The organism is Oceanobacillus sojae (assembly GCF_007991515.1).
Lineage (GTDB): Bacteria > Bacillota > Bacilli > Bacillales > Amphibacillaceae > Oceanobacillus > Oceanobacillus sojae.
On record NZ_BJYM01000011.1, the window covers coordinates 76466 to 92447 of the forward strand.

The 15982-nt window shown below is 37.5% G+C and carries 17 protein-coding genes; 11 read left to right on the plus strand and 6 right to left on the minus strand.

The genetic code is table 11. The annotated features are described in order from the left end of the window. Positions 1 to 13 precede the first annotated feature (13 nt). Positions 14 to 445, plus strand: coding sequence for a putative periplasmic lipoprotein (locus tag OSO01_RS13475; protein WP_147210966.1), 432 nt, complete (start codon positions 14 to 16; stop codon positions 443 to 445). A 165-nt stretch (positions 446 to 610) separates the two neighbouring features. Here the strand turns inward: OSO01_RS13475 and OSO01_RS13480 are convergent, their stop codons facing one another. Together OSO01_RS13480 and OSO01_RS13485 are read right to left on the minus strand one after the other, a co-directional pair. Beyond that, the gene (locus OSO01_RS13480; RefSeq protein ID WP_077600915.1) at positions 611 to 874 is read right to left on the minus strand and encodes a NifU N-terminal domain-containing protein; all 264 of its coding nucleotides are present in this window, start codon (positions 872 to 874) and stop codon (positions 611 to 613) included. 115 nt (positions 875 to 989) lie between these two features. Continuing rightward, the gene (locus OSO01_RS13485; protein ID WP_147210967.1) at positions 990 to 1832 is read right to left on the minus strand and encodes a Cof-type HAD-IIB family hydrolase; all 843 of its coding nucleotides are present in this window, start codon (positions 1830 to 1832) and stop codon (positions 990 to 992) included. Between the two features lie 132 nt (positions 1833 to 1964). Between OSO01_RS13485 and OSO01_RS13490 the strand changes: the two genes are divergently transcribed. Continuing rightward, positions 1965 to 2750 (plus strand): alpha/beta fold hydrolase, encoded by a 786-nt coding sequence (locus tag OSO01_RS13490; RefSeq protein ID WP_307725848.1) that lies wholly within the window; start codon positions 1965 to 1967, stop codon positions 2748 to 2750. Between the two features lie 208 nt (positions 2751 to 2958). After that, the gene (locus OSO01_RS13495; protein ID WP_147210968.1) at positions 2959 to 3270 is read left to right on the plus strand and encodes a metal-sulfur cluster assembly factor; all 312 of its coding nucleotides are present in this window, start codon (positions 2959 to 2961) and stop codon (positions 3268 to 3270) included. A gap of 101 nt (positions 3271 to 3371) precedes the next feature. Here OSO01_RS13495 and OSO01_RS13500 read toward each other — a convergent pair whose 3' ends face one another. Then, the gene (locus OSO01_RS13500) at positions 3372 to 4193 is read right to left on the minus strand and encodes an undecaprenyl-diphosphate phosphatase (RefSeq protein WP_147210969.1); all 822 of its coding nucleotides are present in this window, start codon (positions 4191 to 4193) and stop codon (positions 3372 to 3374) included. A 296-nt stretch (positions 4194 to 4489) separates the two neighbouring features. Beyond that, on the minus strand, positions 4490 to 4666 hold the full coding sequence (locus OSO01_RS13505; RefSeq protein WP_147210970.1) for a DUF2929 family protein: 177 nt from the start codon (positions 4664 to 4666) through the stop codon (positions 4490 to 4492). 239 nt (positions 4667 to 4905) lie between these two features. On the opposite strand from OSO01_RS13505, the gene OSO01_RS13510 reads away from it, so the two are divergent. The 6 genes from OSO01_RS13510 (at position 4906) to OSO01_RS13535 (ending at position 10654) form a co-directional block, all read left to right on the plus strand. Then, complete coding sequence (locus OSO01_RS13510) at positions 4906 to 5508, plus strand: hypothetical protein (RefSeq protein ID WP_147210971.1); 603 nt, start codon at positions 4906 to 4908, stop codon at positions 5506 to 5508. A gap of 19 nt (positions 5509 to 5527) precedes the next feature. Beyond that, entirely contained in the window at positions 5528 to 6484 is a 957-nt protein-coding gene (locus tag OSO01_RS13515; RefSeq protein ID WP_147210972.1) for a BMP family ABC transporter substrate-binding protein, read from the plus strand. 132 nt (positions 6485 to 6616) lie between these two features. Then, positions 6617 to 7555, plus strand: a complete 939-nt coding sequence (locus OSO01_RS13520; protein ID WP_147210973.1) for a beta-ketoacyl-ACP synthase III — start codon at positions 6617 to 6619, stop codon at positions 7553 to 7555. Positions 7556 to 7746: 191 nt separating this feature from the next. Beyond that, positions 7747 to 8988, plus strand: coding sequence for a beta-ketoacyl-ACP synthase II (gene fabF, locus OSO01_RS13525; protein WP_147210974.1), 1242 nt, complete (start codon positions 7747 to 7749; stop codon positions 8986 to 8988). Between the two features lie 285 nt (positions 8989 to 9273). Further along, the gene (locus OSO01_RS13530; RefSeq protein WP_147210975.1) at positions 9274 to 9480 is read left to right on the plus strand and encodes a YuzI family membrane protein; all 207 of its coding nucleotides are present in this window, start codon (positions 9274 to 9276) and stop codon (positions 9478 to 9480) included. A 412-nt stretch (positions 9481 to 9892) separates the two neighbouring features. Beyond that, entirely contained in the window at positions 9893 to 10654 is a 762-nt protein-coding gene (locus OSO01_RS13535; RefSeq protein ID WP_147210976.1) for a DUF3603 family protein, read from the plus strand. Between the two features lie 78 nt (positions 10655 to 10732). Here OSO01_RS13535 and trpS read toward each other — a convergent pair whose 3' ends face one another. Continuing rightward, positions 10733 to 11722, minus strand: coding sequence for a tryptophan--tRNA ligase (gene trpS, locus OSO01_RS13540; RefSeq protein ID WP_147211079.1), 990 nt, complete (start codon positions 11720 to 11722; stop codon positions 10733 to 10735). 758 nt (positions 11723 to 12480) lie between these two features. On the opposite strand from trpS, the gene OSO01_RS13545 reads away from it, so the two are divergent. Together OSO01_RS13545 and OSO01_RS13550 are read left to right on the plus strand one after the other, a co-directional pair. Beyond that, entirely contained in the window at positions 12481 to 13707 is a 1227-nt protein-coding gene (locus OSO01_RS13545; protein WP_147210977.1) for a putative glycoside hydrolase, read from the plus strand. Positions 13708 to 13903: 196 nt separating this feature from the next. After that, entirely contained in the window at positions 13904 to 14500 is a 597-nt protein-coding gene (locus tag OSO01_RS13550; RefSeq protein WP_147210978.1) for a GNAT family N-acetyltransferase, read from the plus strand. Between the two features lie 111 nt (positions 14501 to 14611). Here the strand turns inward: OSO01_RS13550 and OSO01_RS13555 are convergent, their stop codons facing one another. Continuing rightward, complete coding sequence (locus OSO01_RS13555; protein ID WP_147210979.1) at positions 14612 to 15982, minus strand: ammonium transporter; 1371 nt, start codon at positions 15980 to 15982, stop codon at positions 14612 to 14614.

Here is a 15982-nt window from a genome sequence, read left to right on the forward strand (position 1 = left end):
AGGTGTGTATGGTATGAAACGTTGGTATGTTGTTATTGCTGTGGCGCTGCTGTTAGCAGGCTGTGGGAATAGAGAAGAGGAAGTTATTGAACCGGCTGGTCCTGAAGACAGTGTTGAAACAGAGAATCAGACAACGGATGCAGTAATGTTTCAGGAAATTGATGTTACAGCAGAAGGAGAACAATTCCATATTATTGGTCAGGTGAAGACTTCGGCAGATGTTTTTTTCTACAGAATTGAGCAGGGTGGAGAAATTATTCAAGAGGAAGAAAGTGTAAAGCTTGAAGGGGAGGATCCAGAGGCTTTTCAAAACTTTGGAATCATGGAGACTTTTTCAGGCGATATATTAGAGCATGAGGAGCCGCCAATTGTTATTATGTATGGAAAAAACGAAGATAATAAAGAAATTAACGCAAACTTTGTACCGATAGATACAGAACAGTAATCTACAGAATAAATATGGACCTGAAATAGTATGAAAATAAGGATGCCGGATGATTAGACAATTTTTAGAAATTGTGAGTTATTCGGACTTACCTGTTATAGGAAACAATTTGGAAATTAATCAGTTAATAAAAAAAGTAGAGGCGGGGTGATCCCCAGCCTCTTTTTAATAACCAAATTTCACAAATAATTCTTCCACTTTTGGGTTAATATTTTCCCAGTCCGCGTCAAAATGTTTGTTAACTGTAATAAAATTTTGATAACCAAATACATTATCAACGTCTTCAAGCTTCATTAATTCATTTAATATTTCATGTTCACTTACATCACCGGGCATAACAGAAATACTGTTTGTCCCAGAAAAAATAACCTTATCCGATGTATATTTCATTGCGTTTGGATTCGGTGTGGGGGAAATATGTACTGCCATGTGAGTACCTCCTCATGTAATTGTTCATAAGTTCATATTAACAGAAAATCTAGAAGAGATAAAGAAAGGAAGGCTGCTTAAATTTCGAATGCCAGCCTTCCTTATAAAAGGATGATTAAATAATGATTTTTTTCATTTTAAGGTTTAAATATTCCTCTAAAAATACACTGATACCATCTTCTTCATTGGTTAAGGTTTGATGTTTGGAAACAGAGACAAGTTCATCAATGGCGTTACCCATCGAAACGCCGACGCCGGCGTAATCAATCATCTCTAAATCGTTATCCTCATCGCCAAAAGCAATAATATTTTCCCGGTCGATATTATATTCATCAGCAATACGTTTGAGGCCAACCGCTTTATTCATTCCTTTTTTTATGATTTCAATTATATTCCAGGGTGCTCCCCATTTACGATGCTCAATGACTTCAGCGTGATAATCATTTAAATGATCCCGCAGTTCCTCCACCTGTGAAACATCTGGATGAATAAGAACGGACGTAGGATCATGTTGTAATTTTGATTTAATATCACCAATAATATAAGGGGACTCCTCAGGAAAGCCTTTAAAGATAGTCATAATATCTTCACTGTACTGGTCTAGATAAACCTGATCCTGTACTTCTGCTAATATATTTTTCACTTCGATATCGTTGGAGATGTCAATAATTCGATGGGCAGTAGTCAGGGGCATCGGTGTGTGGATACCTTTCCAGCTGGTATCCAAAGGATGGTGTACAAGCGCTCCATTGAAATTTACCATGGGCGTTTTTAACTGGAGTTCCTGATAGTACTGAATACTGGCGCGGCCGGGTCTTCCGGTGGCAATTACAACAATGTGGCCGGCTTCTATCGCTTGAAATACAGCCTGTTTATTTCTTGCGCTTATTTTCTTATCATCTGTCAATAACGTACCGTCTAAATCGAGTGCGATTAAGTGTCTGTTTTTATTTTCCATTCTGTCACCTCTCATTATGATTTTATGTTACCATGATTTGAAAATATGTAAAGTAAAGAAAAGTTAAATAAAAGCTGCTTTATTTGCGAAAGATATTACAAAAACTTTACAATAGAGGTAGGATGTTGATAAGTGAAAGGAAGCGTGTCAAAGATGATAGGAATTTATCAGGAACCAATCGGGGACATACCTTGTTTACATGTTATTAATCAAAAGTTTGTGGAAGAAGAGCGGCCGGTCGTCGTTTATTTTCACGGTTTTACAAGTGCTAAAGAACAAAATTTGCCAATAGCTTATATGCTTGCAGATAAAGGATTTCGTGTGCTTTTACCAGATGCACTTCACCATGGCGAGAGAAGCAGCGGATTATCTGATAATGAACGGCAGCTGGCTTTCTTTGAAATTGTATTAAAAAATATTAGTGAACTGGATATAATTCGTCAATACTTATTGAAAAATAAGCTTTTAAAGAAAAATAGACTCGGAGTTGCCGGGACCAGCATGGGAGGTATCACAACAAGCGCAGCACTTGTAAAATATTCATGGGTGAACGCAGCTGCTGTTATGATGGGGACACCTAAATTACAAGAATACGCTAAACAATTGCTGTATTATGTTGAGAAGAATGGCCAGTCCCCGTTTACAAAAGAAGAATTAGATGATTTATTTAAACAGCTGGCTGAAATTGATTTATCTTATCACATGGAATCTCTTCATGAACGGCCATTAATGTTCTGGCATGGAGAGAATGATAAAGTAGTTCCATTTGAGCATTCTAGCTCTTTTTATCAAACTGTAAAGCCTTTCTATAAAAAAGGAGACCATCTTCAATTTATTGGAGAGAAGGGCAGAGAGCATAAAGTAAGCATTCCGGCAATGCACCATGCAACAGACTGGTTTGAACGGCATTTGGTGTAAAATTATTCCATTACATGTTTGAGAAGGACAATATAACATGTATTAAGAAGAGAATTTTATACTAATGACAGACGGAGAATTAATCGGATGCTGTGTAAACTGTTCAGCATTCTATTGCACTTTCTGTAAAAAGAATATCGCATTAGCATACTTTTTGAACACGTACTGAAATTATGGTTTAATAGCAATAGGGAAAGGAGGATGACATATGGAAGAAGCAATGAAAGAGAATTTAATGGGTGCATTAGAAAATGTTATTGATCCGGAATTAGGTATTGATATTGTCAATCTCGGTTTAATATATGACGTGGATTTGGATGATGATGGTTTATGTGTAGTTACGATGACATTGACTGCGATGGGCTGCCCGTTATCTGCGCATATTGAAGCAGATATCAAGCATGCTCTATCAGACATTCCAGAAGTAAAAGAAACAAAAGTAAATATTGTTTGGAATCCGCCTTGGGGTAAAGAGAACATGTCTCGTTATGCGAAAATTGCCTTAGGAATTCCGGATTGATAAAAGAGAAGCTATTTTATTACTGCAAAATATAACAAAGGCATCCGCAATTTTTAAAGCGGATGCCTTCGTTTATTAAGTATTATAAGTGTGGACATCCTCTATAAGAAAATCAATACCAGGATACCAACGACTACACAGTAGTATGCAAAATACTCCAGTTTTCCGTGACGCATAATATTCATAAACCATTTTAGAGCAAAATAGGTGGCGATGAAAGCAGCGATAAATGCTACCAGGTAAGGAGCCCATAGATAGCTCATTGCCGGATCTTTAGCGATTTCAGGAATCTCAAGAATAGCTGTTCCTAGACTTACCGGGATGTAAAGCAGGAAAGAAAATCGTAAAGCTGTTTCCTTCTTCATTCCAACAAGCATGGATGCTACGATAGTCGCTCCAGATCTGCTTATTCCCGGTGTTACAGCAATAGATTGTACGAGTCCGACAATGATGGCATCTTTTGTTGATAAATCACCATCCTGTTTACGCCCGCGCAGATTACGGATAATCCAAAGAGAAAGTGCTGTAATTAATAATGTGATACCAACTACGTTTGTACCGCTTAATGCCTCGCCCAGTGCATCACCGAATAATACGCCAATAACACCCACGGGAATGGTGGCAATGACGAGATAAATAACAAACATAAAGTCACTTTTAACGGTTTTATCCCCTTTGAATAAGAATTTCCATGTGTTAACAATTAGACGCACAATATCTTTGCGGTAAATCAGCATAACCGCCAGAAGGGAGGCAAAGTTTACAAAGATTTCAAAAGAAAGTCCTCTGGCTTCAATATTGAATAGTTCTCTGACAATGATTAAGTGTCCGCTGGAGGATACCGGAATTGGCTCGGTAACTCCCTGAACAACACCAAGAATTAAATACTGAATCAGTGTCCATAAATTACTTAAAGCATCCATTTTTTATACCTTCCTTTATTTTTTCTTCTATGATTGTACAGTTATTTTTTAAAATGGACAAAGCTGAAGTACAATCAATTTACAAATGCCGTAGACTTTCATTTTAACCCTGCAGTCTATTAGGGATAAAAGCTTAAGAACCGGCATCCATGCATTCTGTTTTTAGAAGCATGTCCTTTTATGTAAATATGCTACAGAGTATAGACATAGAACTTTCATTTAACAAATAAGCTTCACAAATGTTTTTTAGAAATATAGAAACCCCTTGTCGCATATATTTAGACAAGGGGTTTTACTTACTCGGTATCTTCTTTCAAAACAAAACCGGCTAAAGCAAAAACAGCTAAAACAAAAATTCCCGCTAAAATAAGTGCATCACGTATAACAAACGGTTCTGCACCCATGCTTGTCAGTACATAAGAGACTGCTAAAGAAATTGCGACAGCCCAAAAAATAGTCATAATATAACGCATAAGTCCACCTCACTTTACTAACTTGTCTAAGACACATTATAAATATTATTCTAACATGAAAAGCTTTTCGTTGCTTTAAACATTCTAAAAAATTCATGAAAAATTAATATTAATATAAACTGGCTGGTTTTTAAATTTTACAGGTATAGCTGTTTGTAAAAATTGTGATGCTGTTTCTATTAGAATTTGTTCAAAAAGGAGCAAACTAGAAGCCTATCTCTATAAAGGAGTGTTTTTCCATGCGTATATTAGTTATTCCCCATAACCATTGGGTTGGTTACCATGTGGTGACGAGGTTGTTGGATGAAGGCTGTCAGGTTGATGGCATCCGGGATACAAGAATTGATACTGGGCTGGAAGATTTTTTTGGTAGGAACAGTCATTTCAAGGAAATAGATCAGATAGCAAATCATTATGATCTTGTTATTATCATTGATGGTTCAGAGATAAAGAATATAAAACAAAGTGCTGAGAAAATACTTTACATTCAAACAGATTCCAGCCTGAAAATTGTATCGGATAATGCAGACAGTTCCGTGATTTCAGCGCCTTATCTTATTGGGGAAGGCATGGAAATAGATGAGGCCGGATTAGTCATGGATGGCACACATATTCCTTATGCAGATAAAGGATGGGAGGATAAAGCCATTTATATTAAAGATTTTTTAAACGTATTTATGCAATGGATACAAATGACTCATTTGCCTAAATTAATTGAAGTAACTTCAGTTAACAATAACTTAACAAACACAAAAGTTGAAAAAAAACAGGTTCTGCTGGAAAATAGAAATATAAAGGAAGCAATAAAAACAATAAAAAAATTTAATAAGCGATTTCTGTAAGAGAATGGGTGTGCTATAGGTGAAATATATCTACTATTCAATAATCCTTCTATTCATATTTTGCACGCTGCCAGCTTGTTCCTATTTTGAGACAGGTGAAATACAAAATGTCGGGTTTATAACGGATGCAGAAATAGATAATAATCCTTGGGCAGAACAAGGATACCAGGCGATGCAGGAGATTGGCGATGAGTACGATGTCGATGTGTTTTATGAAGAGAATATAGAAACAATGCATCAGGTGCAGCAAGCTGTCGACCAATTTGTGAATGATGGTGTTAATTTAATTTACGGCCACAGTAATATTTATGGAGAGTATTTTATGTCGTTGGCAGAAAGTTACCCTGATGTTCATTTTGTGTATGTAAACGGAGGAGAATCGCGGGAAAATGTAACTTCTCTTAACTTTAATGCTCATGCAATGGGATTTTTTGCAGGGATGGTTGCAGGACATATGACGAACAGTAACGAAATAGGCATTATAGCTGCTTATTTCTGGCAGCCGGAGATAGAGGGCTTCTTTGAAGGAGTTAACTACGTAAACAAAGAGGCGGAAACAAAGCTGGAGTATATAAATGATTGGAATAATGTTGATCTTGCTCTGAATAATTATAATGTAATGAAGGATGAAGGAGTAGATATTTTTTACCCGATCGGCGATGCTTTTAGTGAAAGTATTATAAAAGAGGCAGAAAATGATGGCCTTTTTGCAATTGGCTATATGATGGATCAGATGGAGGTTGCTCCTGATGCTGTTTTAACAAGCACCATTCAGCAGATTGGCGATCTGTATAAATCAGCGGCAGATGATTTTAATAAACAAGACCTGGAAGGGAAAATTTACACCTATGATTTCAGAGATGGTTATATTTCTCTCGGGGCGTTCCATTCCTCTGTTCCAAGATATGTGAAAATGCAAGTAGAGGAAGATATTGAAGAATATATTGAATCGGGTCTGTTACCAAACGAATATTAACGGTGAAATTGGATAGTACAGTTCATGAGTAAAGCTAAAATTGTAACTTGCTATCCAATTCATTTTGTCTTAAAATTAGTACCAAGTCATAATGTTTGATAGTAATGTAATATAGAAGGGGAGCGCGGTTAAATGAGTATCGGTATTTTAGGGGCCGGCCATTATTTACCTACAAATGTAGTTACAAATCATGATTTAGAGAAAATCGTTGATACCAATGATGAATGGATTAGAACCAGAACAGGAATTCTTGAAAGAAGGTTAGCTACAGACGATATTGATACTTCTGATATGGCGTATCATGCATCTGTAGAAGCTTTAAAAGAAGCTGATGTTAAAGCAGAGGATATTGATTTAATTTTGGTGGCGACAGTAACACCAGATACAGCTTTTCCGTCAATTGCCTGTCTGATTCAAGATAGATTAGGTGCTGTAAATGCCGCTGCAATGGATATAGGTGCAGCCTGTGCAGGATTTATGTATGGAGTTATTACAGCAAATCAATTTATTGCTGCTGGCACGTATAAAAAAGTACTCGTTGTCGGAGCTGAAAAGCTATCCAAAATTACAGACTGGACAGACCGCTCTACATGTGTTTTATTTGGTGATGGTGCTGGAGCTGCAGTAATTGGTGAAGTATCTGAAGGGAAAGGTATACTTTCTTTTGAACTTGGTGCAAATGGTGCCGGTGGCAAAGAACTATACTTAAATAAGGAAGAACATATAATAATGAATGGAAGAGAAGTTTTTAAATTTGCAGTGAGACAGATGCCTGAGTCTACGATAAATGTTGTTGAAAAAATAGGACTGTCCCGCGAAGATGTTGACTATCTTGTTCCACATCAGGCAAATATTCGAATCATGGAGGCAGCAAGAGAGCGGTTAGGAATTTCTGAGGATAAAATGGCGAAATCCATTGAACGTTTTGGAAACAATTCTTCTGCTTCAATCCCTATGGCTTTATCTGAAGCAGTAAAAGAGGGTAAAATAAAAGATAATGATCTAATAGTATTAGTAGGATTTGGAGGAGGCTTGACCTGGGGAGCGGTTGCGATGCGCTGGGGCAGGTAAGTCTCATCTAGTAAAAAGAGGATGTTCAAAAAGTCAAATAAAAATGACACATCGAATTTCTGCGTTGACGTCATTTTTACGTTACTAACGTATTTAAAAGCATACGCTCCGTTCGTAAAAATGACGTCGCCTTGAACTTCTCGGTCCTTTTTATCTTACTTTTTGAACACGTACTAAAAAGGAGGATATAAATCGTGGGAAAAAGAGTCGTAATAACTGGACTAGGGGCAGTAACTCCCGTCGGTAATGATGTTTCTACGATGTGGGAAAGCATCATTCACGGAAAGTCGGGTATTGATTTTGTAACAAAGGTGGATAAAGAACTATTTACAGCTAAAGCGGCGGCAGAAGTGAAAGGTTTTGACCCGGCTGCGTATATGGAGAAGAAAGACGCACGTAAGATGGACCCATTTACACAATACGCTGTAGCGGCTGCGAAAATGGCAGTGGAAGATGCAAAATTAGAAATTACCGATGAAAATGCAGATCGTATCGGTGTATGGATTGGATCTGGTATTGGCGGAATGAAGACGTGGGAAGATCAGCATTCAAAGTTTTTGGATAAGGGAGCTAAACGTGTCAGTCCATTCTTCGTGCCAATGATGATTCCTGATATGGCTGCAGGACAAGTTTCCATTCAATTAGGTGCCAAAGGAATTAATGCTTGTACAGTAACTGCCTGCTCTTCTGGTGCGAACTCCATAGGAGATGCATTCAAAGTAATTCAGCGCGGAGATGCGGATGCAATGATTACCGGTGGTACAGAAGCGCCAATCAGCGACATGGCATTTGCAGGATTTACTTCAGCGAAAGCGTTAAGCACAACAGAAGATCCAAAGAAAGCAAGCCGTCCATTTGATAAAGAAAGAAATGGTTTTGTTATGGGTGAAGGATCAGGTATTCTTATTTTAGAATCACTGGAATCTGCCAAAGAACGCGGAGCCAAGATTTATGCAGAAATTGTAGGTTATGGAGCAACAGGGGATGCGTTTCATATAACAGCACCGGCAGAAAATGGAGAAGGTGCAGCCCGTGCAATGCAGCATGCTATTGATGATGCAGAGCTGAATTCTGATGATATTGATTATGTGAATGCACATGGCACAAGCACGAATTTGAATGATAAATATGAGACGGAGGCGATTAAAACGGTCTTTGGTGAAAAAGCCTCCAGCTTAGCAATTTCTTCAACCAAATCAATGACTGGCCATTTATTGGGAGCTGCAGGAGCAATTGAAGCGATTATTTCCATTAAAGCAATCGTTGATGGAATTGTTCCTCCAACAATCAATTATGAACATCCAGATCCGGAGTGCGACTTGGACTATGTACCAAATGAAGCCCGGCATCAGGAAGTTAATGCGGTTGTAAGTAACTCATTAGGCTTTGGTGGACATAATGTAGCACTTGTGTTTAAAAAATATGAAGCATAATGATAAAAAGCTTATCTCTTTTTTAGAGATAGGCTTTTTTAAAGAGTAAGAAAGTATATAAAATACTGGAGATAGCCGCTGCAACGGATTTCTTGGGGGTGAGTAATTTTAGATCTTAGGCCCAGAAATACACTGCGCTTTCCATGGACCCCGAGCTCATCTCCTAGGTAAGAACACCAATCTTTTAAAGACCAATTGATTTTCTTGGATTTTATAAAACTTCGTATTTTTTGGTGGACAAGCACATAGAATGACAGTAAATGGACAAGCAAGTGAGGCGAAACCATGGGGTCTTTCTTTTTATTTTTAGTCGGATTTGGAATGACAGTTACAGGAAGTGTTACTATCATAGCATATTTTAATTTTCTCCCCGCCGGATTAACCTGGGCAGACTACTTTATTTTTATAGCAGGAAGGCTGGAGTGTTATTTTTTTCCTTTAGGATTGCTGCTTTTATTGATTTCACTCCGTCATTTTAACATAGAAAAATAAGGGATTTCGCATAAAAATATGGGAGATGGTCATAATGTATTTTAACCTTCATGTTCAAAAGGAAGTAATAGAGGACATTCAAAAAGTCAAACAAAAATGACACGGCGAATTTCTTCGTTGACATGTTTTTTCAATACTCACGTATTTGAAAACATATGGGAACTTCTATTAAAATCGTCCACGTCCTGGGACTGCGATTACTCGTCCCGCCGAAAACATTTGTGGACAACACAGAAGTCACCACATCCTGTGGAAGCCCGTTTGTAAAAAACATGCCGCCTTGAACTTCTTGGTCCTTTTTATCGAACTTTTTGAATACGTACTAATAGATATTACAGCGTATCTTAAAGGTTGAACATACTCCTCTTTTGAACTAAGAGATATTAAATGGAAGATAAGGTGGGGTTAGGAAATGTTATATTTACATGATGCTTGGGTAAATTGGTTTGAAGGGGAAGAGAACGGGTATAATGTATGCCCCTTCCATGAATGGCGGAAGTCTGATTCAATTGAATTGTTAGATCAAGTTCCGCTGCTGTACATATCGAGTGAGCTTTTCGAATACATTGAAAACGATATTCGTGAACTCCCGAAAGATTTACTCGATAGTATTTACAAAAGAGCGACAATACGAAAAGGTCAAAAAAGAACGGTACTGGAATACGCTGCTGTAGTAACAGATGGTATGGAAATACTAGCTTTTGATACGGCGGGATATTATATTCCTGTAAGAAAAAGCAGATTAATTCCAAGGCAGGAACAATTAGTGTATAGCATGATTGAAAAAGCAGAACAAAAATCATACGCATTTAAAAGTGAGAATTATCAAAAGGATTATCATATGTTATCCATGCCGCCATCCTTTATTCATGGACTGACAAGGAGAGAGCGCCAGCTTAAGCAGCTGTTAATGATTGGATTAGATCAATTAAAGACAACGAATAATAAGCAAGAGCTGAGATACTGGCTTACGGAATGGGACCCCAAAAAATATCCTTATATCAAATATATGGATGAAGAGGAAGTTTGGGAGGCACTATATAATGGCTTGAAGGATGGCTGGAGCCAAGCACATGAAGAGCTTTGCAGAAAACTAATCCGGGGGCAGGCTTTCTTGGAAAAGATGTGGGAGTCTGAAATGGAATCTGAAGAAAATACCTCTAAACAAAATTGAAAAAATCCAAGGAAATGGGCAATCTCTGTTTCCTTGGATTTTTCATTAGTTCGGATTTAAGCTCTATATGCTGTTTTTTTATTTTCTAACTCTGCCAAGCCCTACAGCCTTTTTGGCTTTTTTTAATGTCTTTCCAGCAGTAAATGAAGCTTTTTCAGCCCCTTTATCAAGAATAAGGTCAAGCTCTTCAGAATCAATTAAATCTTCGTATCTGTCTTGAATTGGCTTTAAAACACTGATAACAGCGTCTGCTACACCTTGTTTAAAGTCTCCATAGCCTTTACCTGCATATTTTTGCTCGAGGCTCTCGATGGACTCTCCTGTACATACGGAATAGATCGTTAATAAATTGGAGACACCTGGTTTATTTTCTTTATCAAATTTTACGATACCCTCTGAATCTGTAACAGCACTTTTAATTTTCCTCTCGATTTGTTTTGGTTCATCAAGCATAGAAATAAAGCCTTTCTGATTTGTATCAGATTTGCTCATTTTTTTAGTGGGTTCCTGTAAAGACATAATACGGGCACCGACTTTAGGGATGCGAATTTCTGGAATAGTGAAGATATCGTTAAAGCGATGATTAAAGCGCTGCGCTAAATTACGAGTCAACTCTAAGTGCTGCTTTTGATCATCTCCTACAGGAACGACATTGGTGTTGTATAGTAAGATATCAGCAGCCATCAGTGTAGGATAAGTCAATAAAGCAGAAGAAACTGCTTCCTGTCCTTTTGACTTATCTTTGTATTGTGTCATTCTTTCCAGCTCACCGACATAGTTAATGGATTGTAAAATCCAAGCCAGCTGTGTATGCTCTGAAACCTCTGATTGGACAAAAAGTGTTACTTTATTTGAATCAATACCCGAAGCCAAGTAAAGCGCAGCTAATGATTTAATGTTCTTTCTTAAAGCTAATCTGTCCTGTGGAACAGTTATTGCATGCTCATCAACAATACAGAAATAACAATCATATTCGTCCTGTAATTCGACAAATTGTTGAAGTGCACCTAAATAATTTCCTAGTGTCAATGTACCGCTAGGTTGAATTCCTGAAAAAATAGTTTGCAATGTCCTCACCTCATTCATTTATTTAAAAGCAGAAAAGATATTTGTTATCCATGCTTCAGCTGACTGGAGCATTTTTCAAAGAAGCAGTTTCCTTTACTTGATATAAGCCGGGATTGGTTTAAGTATTTCCCAGGCAATAAAAAAAGCCCACTCATTCCCAAAAATAGGGACGAATGAACCGCGTTGCCACCCTGATTATTCTATAAATAGAATCACTTCATTGTTAAAACAAAGCTCCAAAGCCCAATTCCATCTAACCTTGATACTTGTTTCCAGCACCACAAGCTCTCTAAAAATCAGCGGGAAAGATGTACTATAAGAGGATGTTCAAAAAATCCAATAAAGATGACACGGGGAATTTCTATGTTGATTAACTTTTTCCAATGGGACTGGGACTGCGATTACTCGTCCCATCGAAAACATTTGCGATTACCCGCCCCACCAAAAGCGTTACTCACGTATTATAAAGCATACGCTCCGTTCGTAAAAAGTTAGTCGCCTTGAACTTCTTGATCCTATTTATCGGACTTTTTAAACACACACTATAACTTCTTCAATGCTTCTAATATTAAATTAAGTTTATTATAAATTTATTTTTGACAAATTGCAAGCAGCCTATGCAAGTATTTGGAAAATGACAAAATGTTAGGTCCTATTTTAAAATAAAACTTTTTTCCACTTTTTTCGAGTTTTCCTTTTAAAAAATACTATCATTCCTTTATACTAATAATAAAATACATATGTAGGAGATTGATTGGATGAGGAAATGGAAGAGCTTGTTAGTAAGTTTTGCTGTTGCTGGTGCGGCATTTACTGGGCTGGGACAAGCAAATGTAGTTCATGCAGAGGATGGTGTGGATGTTGAAGCAAAATCGCATAAAGAGCGAACGACCGGCTTAACAGAAATTGATCTGTCTCAACGGTTTAGCCGCTTCGTCATTACATCTGATTATAACTTTACATATCCAGATGCAGTACGGGGAATCTATGTAACTGGAAATTCTGCTGGTGGAGAAAAGATGGAAAGTTTAATAGATTTGGTATCCTCTACAGATTTAAATTCAATGGTAATTGATGTGAAAGAGGATTACGGACATATCACTTTTGCTCCTGAAGAAGGGTCAGTATATGAAGATATAGGAACAACATTTATTTCTGATCCTGATGCAATGATGGAACGGTTGGAGCAGGAAGAGATCTATCCAATTGCGCGTATCGTTGTTTTTAAAGATAATATTTTAGCTGAAGCCCGTCCTGATCTATCCTATAAAGAAAACGGAGAAGTATGGAAGAATAATAAAGGGGACGCTTTTGTCAATCCATTTGAAAAAGAAGTCTGGGAGTATAATGTAGAGATTGCTAAAATGGCAGCAGAAATGGGCTTTAAAGAAATTCAATTTGACTATGTCCGTTTCCCGGAAGGTTTTGAAGAAAGGGATGAAGAATTGGAATATTCCATGGGGGATTATGCAGATTTAGATATGGATAATATTCAAAAGCGTGTTGAAGCAGTGACTGATTTTGTTGCTTACGCCCGTGAAGAACTAAGCGATTACGATGTTGATGTATCTGTTGATATTTTTGGATACGCAGCAACGATTGAGGAAACACCGGGAATTGGTCAAAACTTCTCGAAAATCTCAGAGAATGTGGATATTATTTCATCTATGATTTATCCAAGCCATTGGGATTCTTATTTTGGAATTTCTAATCCGGATGAAGAACCATATGCCCTTGTCGATGAATACTCCAAAGTTGAAAACGAAGTATTGGGTGCTTTAGAAGAGCCGCCAGTATCACGCCCTTGGCTGCAGGATTTCAGTGCTCCCTGGCTATACAGCGGACCGACATTCCAGTACGGAAAAGAGGAAGTAGAAGCGCAAATTAAAGCATTGTATGAGAATGGTATTGATGAGTATTTATTATGGAATGCAGGTAATAATTATACAGAGAATGTAGACTATTTAATTGGTAAAGAAGAGTAATAAAAGAGCCGCAGATCCTTATTCTGTGGCTCTTTTATTACTCTGAATCATTAATCTTATTGTACTGCCCGCAGTTATTCCCTTTTGTTATTTTTACCTGGAAGTCTTTGTTCCACCCTTCTGCCCCGGTATCATTTCACAATTAAAATGATATCGGTTATAATAAAACGACAATAATCGAAAAGGAGCAACCTGAATGAATTGGTATGAAAAGCTGAACGATTATTTTCCAGTAGAAGAAATGAAATCTAAGAAGCATATGGAGTTATTGCTGGAAGAAAAGGGTGATGTTTATTTTAAAGATGAAAGCCCAAAGCATGTATTGATGTATGCAGAATTTGATACGTTTATTTTTATCGATTACCTCTGGGTGTCATCGAACACGCGTGGACAAGGTATCGGTCATCAATTGATGAATAAACTCAAGGAAAAAAATAAGGCAATTATTTTGGAAGTGGAGCCAATTGATTATGATGATACAGATACGGAAAAAAGATTAAAATTTTATTCCCGGGAAGGTTTTCATCATGCAAGATCTATCGGCTATAACCGCAGGTCATTGGCAACAAATGAAGAAACACCAATGGAGATTTTATATTGGTCACCGCAGGATGATTCAGAAGAAGTGATTTATGGTCAAATGAAAAAAATGTATGAAGATATTCATACATATAAAGACAAAGAAATTTACGGGAAAAAATATCAGCCTTCTGAAGAGGTATTGCGTTACAATGAGGATGAAAAATCAGATAATCTTTTAGCTGGTATGCAAAAACGGAAAAAATCTAATTAAACGTAAATGAAAAGTGTATATTTTAAAAAGAATATCATTCCTGGGGAGATGATGTCTTTTATTTTAATTAAAAAAGCTGTAGAAAAATCTGTTCTACAGCTTTTTTAGTATTTATGGTTTTGTCGGGCTTTCCAAAGATGGTCCAGAGTGATTAAGACGATCGGCCAGAGCGAGTGGGGCTTTGGTGCTTGAAGTTCCTTCCAGATAGCTATCCTTAAAATTATAAGCGCTGGAACCATGTTCAGCAAAATCCAGTCCGGCTTTTTCTTCTTCAGCAGAAACACGAATAGGAGAGACTTTGTTTAGCAGATAAGTAAAACCGCCAACTGTTATAGATACCCAAATAATTACTGCTAATATCCCGATTGCTTGGATTCCTAACTGGTTAAATCCATTTCCGTAAAATAAACCTGTATCGACAGAGAAAAATCCGATAGCTAGTGTACCCCAAATTCCGCAGGCACCATGGACTGCGATAGCTCCGACCGGATCATCGACGCGTAGTCTGGTATCAATAAAGCGAATGGCTTCCACGAGTAAAATACCAGAGACGAGACCCACGATAATAGATCCGCCTAGTGAAATTTCTGCTGCTCCAGCAGTAATACCTACGAGTCCACCTAAAACACCATTCATTGATAAAGATGCATCTACCTTTTTAAAACGTAATTTTGTGTAGAAAGAAGAAGATACTAATGCAGCAGAAGTAGATAATAAAGTTGTTGCAATAACACTGGGAACAAGAGATGGATCAGCTGCCAATGTGCTGCCTCCGTTGAACCCAAACCATCCTAACCATAGAATAAATACTCCGAGTGCCCCTAAAGGTAAGTTGTGTCCCGGAATAACATTTACTTTTTTACCGTTGTACTTTCCGATTCTTGGACCAAGAATTAATACAACCATTAATGCTGCGATTGCTCCAGTTAAATGAACTACTGTAGAACCGGCGAAATCACTGAATCCTAGAGTGGTTAACCAGCCGTCTCCTTGCCAAATCCAGTGTCCGACTATAGGGTAGATAAATAGAGTTACTGCAACAACGATAAGTGCATAGCTGCCTAACTTAATTCGTTCAGCAACTGCACCAGACATAATCGTTGCTGAGGTTGCAACAAACATAGCCTGGAATACGAAGAAGCCGATATCATTCACACCAGTTAAGAAGAAACCATCTGTTCCAATAATTGAGCCTGCTGAGGAACCAAACATAATTCCATATCCGGCTGCAAAAAAGAGAATAGAAGCAATACAAATAGTTAAAAAGTTCTTCATTAAAATATTCAATGTATTTTTAGAACGGGTAAAACCTGATTCAACCATCGCAAAGCCAGCATGCATAAAGAAAACTAAAAAGGCTCCCAGCATTACCCACACAAGATTAATGGATAGCTCTAATGATTCTACAGTTGGTGCAGCTGCATATACTGGCGTGGTAAATAAAAATAATAAGATTGCTGATATAAATGTTTTCCTGAACAT

What these genes read in the sequence shown, in the direction of transcription:
- OSO01_RS13475 (WP_147210966.1), top strand. Translation starts at nt 14, where the DNA reads ATGAAACGTTGGTATGTTGTTATTGCTGTGGCGCTGCTGTTAGCAGGC.
- OSO01_RS13480 (WP_077600915.1), bottom strand. Translation starts at nt 874, where the DNA reads ATGGCAGTACATATTTCCCCCACACCGAATCCAAACGCAATGAAATAT.
- OSO01_RS13485 (WP_147210967.1), bottom strand. Translation starts at nt 1,832, where the DNA reads ATGGAAAATAAAAACAGACACTTAATCGCACTCGATTTAGACGGTACG.
- OSO01_RS13495 (WP_147210968.1), top strand. Translation starts at nt 2,959, where the DNA reads ATGGAAGAAGCAATGAAAGAGAATTTAATGGGTGCATTAGAAAATGTT.
- OSO01_RS13500 (WP_147210969.1), bottom strand. Translation starts at nt 4,193, where the DNA reads ATGGATGCTTTAAGTAATTTATGGACACTGATTCAGTATTTAATTCTT.
- OSO01_RS13505 (WP_147210970.1), bottom strand. Translation starts at nt 4,666, where the DNA reads ATGCGTTATATTATGACTATTTTTTGGGCTGTCGCAATTTCTTTAGCA.
- OSO01_RS13510 (WP_147210971.1), top strand. Translation starts at nt 4,906, where the DNA reads ATGCGTATATTAGTTATTCCCCATAACCATTGGGTTGGTTACCATGTG.
- OSO01_RS13520 (WP_147210973.1), top strand. Translation starts at nt 6,617, where the DNA reads ATGAGTATCGGTATTTTAGGGGCCGGCCATTATTTACCTACAAATGTA.
- OSO01_RS13530 (WP_147210975.1), top strand. Translation starts at nt 9,274, where the DNA reads ATGGGGTCTTTCTTTTTATTTTTAGTCGGATTTGGAATGACAGTTACA.
- OSO01_RS13535 (WP_147210976.1), top strand. Translation starts at nt 9,893, where the DNA reads ATGTTATATTTACATGATGCTTGGGTAAATTGGTTTGAAGGGGAAGAG.
- OSO01_RS13545 (WP_147210977.1), top strand. Translation starts at nt 12,481, where the DNA reads ATGAGGAAATGGAAGAGCTTGTTAGTAAGTTTTGCTGTTGCTGGTGCG.
- OSO01_RS13550 (WP_147210978.1), top strand. Translation starts at nt 13,904, where the DNA reads ATGAATTGGTATGAAAAGCTGAACGATTATTTTCCAGTAGAAGAAATG.
- OSO01_RS13555 (WP_147210979.1), bottom strand. Translation starts at nt 15,982, where the DNA reads ATGTTCAGGAAAACATTTATATCAGCAATCTTATTATTTTTATTTACC.